The sequence below is a fragment of the Hydrogenimonas sp. genome (genome assembly GCF_029933015.1).
GTDB lineage: Bacteria > Campylobacterota > Campylobacteria > Campylobacterales > Hydrogenimonadaceae > Hydrogenimonas.
On sequence record NZ_JAOZOZ010000042.1, the window covers coordinates 8,871 to 12,849 of the forward strand.

At 56.5% G+C, this 3,979-nt stretch carries 3 protein-coding genes; 2 read left to right on the plus strand and 1 reads right to left on the minus strand.

Translation table 11 applies throughout. The features are described 5' to 3' along the window. The first annotated feature begins 93 nt into the window (after window positions 1-93). Window positions 94-999: a DUF2231 domain-containing protein gene (locus tag Q1K23_RS04540; RefSeq protein ID WP_300362809.1), complete on the plus strand. Its 906-nt coding sequence runs from the start codon at window positions 94-96 to the stop codon at window positions 997-999. Next, window positions 999-3,188: an IGHMBP2 family helicase gene (locus Q1K23_RS04545; protein WP_300362811.1), complete on the plus strand. Its 2,190-nt coding sequence runs from the start codon at window positions 999-1,001 to the stop codon at window positions 3,186-3,188. Before Q1K23_RS04540 ends, Q1K23_RS04545 begins: the two co-directional genes overlap by 1 nt. Window positions 3,189-3,210: 22 nt before the next feature. Here Q1K23_RS04545 and Q1K23_RS04550 read toward each other — a convergent pair whose 3' ends face one another. Then, a complete protein-coding gene (locus Q1K23_RS04550) occupies window positions 3,211-3,741 on the minus strand; it encodes a PAS domain-containing protein (RefSeq protein WP_300362812.1) in 531 nt (176 codons plus the stop codon). Window positions 3,742-3,979 lie beyond the last annotated feature (238 nt).

Here is a 3,979-nt window from a genome sequence, read left to right on the forward strand (position 1 = left end):
GTTTCGTTCTCTGTTTCCCGTTTCCTGCTCTCCAATTCTTTCAGCTTTTTTTATGTATAATCTTTCAAATTCCATTCAATCCAAGGAGAAACCATGAATCTGCCTGCCATCGACATTCCGGTCCAGCTGCCGTTCGAGGTGCCTTTGCTGGTGCACCCGATCTTCGTCCACTTCGCGATCGCGATTCCGGTGATCGTCTTTCTGCTCGAGATAGCCAATATCAAGGCGCGCAACCGGGCTGTCAGTGTCACGTCGCTCTTTCTGATGACACTGGCCCTGCTGGTCTACGCCGGTGCCTTCTTCTCGGGTAAAGCGGACGGTTCGCATGCGTACGACGCCCTTTCGGCAGCGGCACAGGAGGAGCTTGGATTCCACAAGCTGCTGGGAACCTATCTCGTCTATGCGATGGGGATCCTCTTCGTTCTGAAACTGCTGGCGATGCTGGTCAAAAAGCCCTGGGCCCGCGACTTTTTCCTGGCGATGCTTCTCATTTTCATCGGTGTCACATTCAAGCAGGCCAAAGATGGCGGTGAACTGGTCTATAAATATGGTGTGAATGTCGCAGCGGCCCAGGCGGGTACGGAAGCGCACGAAGCGACCGCTCCCGCTGCCGGGGAACAGGAGGCTGTGGAAGAGAGCGGCGAAGAGGCTGCACCGGCGGCGGAAGCTCCGGCCGAAGAGAAGAGCGAGCCTGCCGCAACCGAGCCTGCCGGCCATGAAGAGGCAGCTCCGGCCGAAGAGAGCGGTGCGCACGAAGCGACGCCCGCTACAGAGAGCGTAGAAGAGGCGACCCACGAAGCGGTCCAGGAAGCTGCAGAAGCGGTAGAAGAGAAAGCCGAGGAGGCGACCGAAGCCGCACAGGAAGCTGCGCATGAAGCGGAAGAGGCGGCCCAGGAAGCGACCGAAGCGGCCCATGAGGCCACCGAAGCCGCCACTGAAGCGGTCGAGCATACCGCGCCTACAGATTCTTCCGAGCACGAAGCGCCCGCCGGACACTGATGGCGTCCAAACGTCCGCTCCCTTTCGTACTTCCTGCCCGGCTGGACGAGCGGAAGCGGACGGCGCAGCTGCGCCGCTACAAAATCAAATCCTCAAACATCGCCCGTATCTACGAAGGTGACGGGTGGATCCTCTATATCCCCACGAAAAAGAGCCATTTCAAACTCCCCAAAGAGATGATTCCCAGCCGTGAGCTGGAGCATCGCATCGTCACGATTCACGACTATATCGAAGAGTACAAACGGCTCATCGACGCCGAGCGCCGGGCCGAAATGGATGCCCAGATCCGGGAGATCCGCTCTATCAGCGGCCGGGAGAGGGAGATCTACGGTCGTGCCATACTGGGACTCAGGGGAAGGCATGCGGGGCGCAAGTTCGATCTGTGGCTGGTCAGATTCAGCCGTGACCGGATCATAGATACAGAAATCGGCAGCGGCGACATCGTGCTGATCAGCCGGGGTGAACCGCTCAAAAGCGATCTGACGGCCACCGTGATGCAGGTGTCGCGCAACTATGTCGAAGTCGCCTTCTCCACCAAGCCGCCACCGTGGATCAGAGAGGGCGACATACGACTCGATCTTTTCGTCAACGACGTCACCTTCAAGCGGATGGAGACCAATCTGGAGGCGATGCGCCACATCGGCGAGCCCTTTGTGAGGCTGCGGGATATCGTGCTGGAGCTCAGGCTTCCGGGATCGGTGAAACCGGTCGCCTTCACGCCCGAAAACGACCGTCTCAACGACGCCCAGACGGAGGCGGTGTCACTGGCGTTGGGTACGAAGGATGTGGCTTCGATCCACGGTCCTCCGGGCACCGGCAAGACGACGACCGTCGTGGAGGCGATCGTGCAGATGAGCAAACGGGGCCAAAAGGTACTGGCCGCCGCCGACTCCAACGTGGCGGTGGACAATATGCTCGAAAAACTGGCCGAAAAGGAGGGGCTGGACCTGGTGCGCATCGGCCATCCGGCCCGCATCGGCGAGAAGCTGGAGCGCTATTCGCTATTCGCCCGGATCGAAGCGGACGAACGGAGCAAAAAAGTCAAAGCGATGCTCGATGAGGCGCAGGCCCTCGTGGAAGAGCGCAACCGCTACAGCAAGCCCACGCCCTCGAGGCTGCGTGGAATGAGCCGGGAGCGGATCAAGACCCTGGCGGCGACGGGACGGAGTTACAGGGGTGTGGATGTCAAAACGATCCAGTCGATGGCCCGGTGGATCAAAGAGGACGAGAAGGTCGAGCGGTTCTTTGCGGCGATAAGGGAGCTGGAGGAGGCGATCGTGCGGGATATCGTCGAAAAGGCCGACGTCGTGCTTTCGACCAACGGGATGATCGGCTCCGAAGCGCTCGAAGGCGTCACTTTCGACGTGGCGGTCATCGACGAGGCGAGCCAGCAGATGGAACCCTCCACGCTTCTTCCAATGATGCGGGCGAAAAAAGCGATCCTGGCCGGCGATCACAGACAACTGCCGCCGACGGTGATCAGCGACCTCGACATCCTCAAGCGTTCACTCTTCGAGCGTCTGATGGCACGCGAAGAGGTACCGCGGAAGATGCTCGAGGTCCAGTATCGCATGTGTGAGACGATCATGGATTTTCCCAACCGTCTGATGTATGAAGGAAAGCTCCGGGCGGACGATTCGGTGGCGCATCGCAGACTCGCCATCGAAAAGCTGCCGGCAGACAAGACGCTCCGACGTATCGTCGATCCCGCCTCTGCGGTCGTATTCGCCGATACGGCCGGGACCGATGCCGACGAGAGGCTTCCTGCGCGCTCCACCTCCTATGAAAATCCCGCAGAAGCCGAGTGGGTCGTTTCATGTCTCGAAGCGCTGGTCGAGGGAGGCGTGCAAGCCGAATCGATCGGTGTCATCACCCCCTATCTTTCGCAGGTGAAACGGATAAGAAAGATGCTGGAAGAAAGAGAGATCGGGTGTGAAGTCAAAAGCGTCGACGGTTTTCAGGGGCGGGAGAAGGAGGTGATCGTGATCTCCTTCGTCCGCTCCAACCTGGCCAGAGAGATCGGTTTCGTCAAAGACCGAAGACGCCTCAATGTGGCCATGACCCGGGCGAAAACGAAGCTGATCATGATCGGTGACATGGAGACACTGAAAGCGAACGACCCGTTCGATCAGTTGAATGCGTGGCTTGAAACGAAAGGCGCCTTCGTGCGCCTTCCAAAGGGAGAATGAACCGGTTTTATCGTGCGATCTCTCAATAGAGGCGGTGAATCTCCTCCAGCAGATTGTCGAAGGTGACCTCTTCGCCCGCTTCGGCCAGCACTTCGTTCAGGTATTTCTCGCTCGCTTCCATGCCGCCCTCTTTTTCGAGCTCCACCAGTTTTTTGTAAAGGGGATCGAGGATCTCCTTGACGTGCCTGGAGACCGCTTTGCGGTAGGCCCGATAGCCGGTGATCTCTTTGGTGTTGATGTCGCGGATGATCTCGAAATGGGTGAAGACCCAGTAGTAACGGCCGTCCTTGGCGAGGTTTTTGATGGCGGCGTTGATGTTTTTGCCCGATTTGATGCGGTCCCACACCAGTTTGAAGGCGATTTTCGGCATGTCGGGATGGCGGACGATGTTGTGGGGCTGCCCGATCAGCTCCTCTTTTTTGTAGCCTGAAATTTCGCAGAAATAGTCGTTGGCGTCGGTGATGATGCCTTTCGTATCGGTTTCGCTCTCTATATATTTGGTATTGTCGAGCTCTATCTCTTCGTTTCGTGGTACCGGTCGTTCGTTGCTCATGTTCTCTCCTTGGATATTAAAGCGTATATTTATTATATGTAGTAATTTATACAATAAATTCAATAGGTAAAAATTGACGCATGTCAAGAAAAATTAACGATAAATTAACTATTATTTTAACACGCAGTTTGGATTTTTCATTTAATTGAAAAATTCAGCCTGTAATTTCAGGAAAATTTAAAGAAGGAGGCAGCATGAGTTCGATCGTCAAGAAGCTATCGATGATAGCGATCGGTAC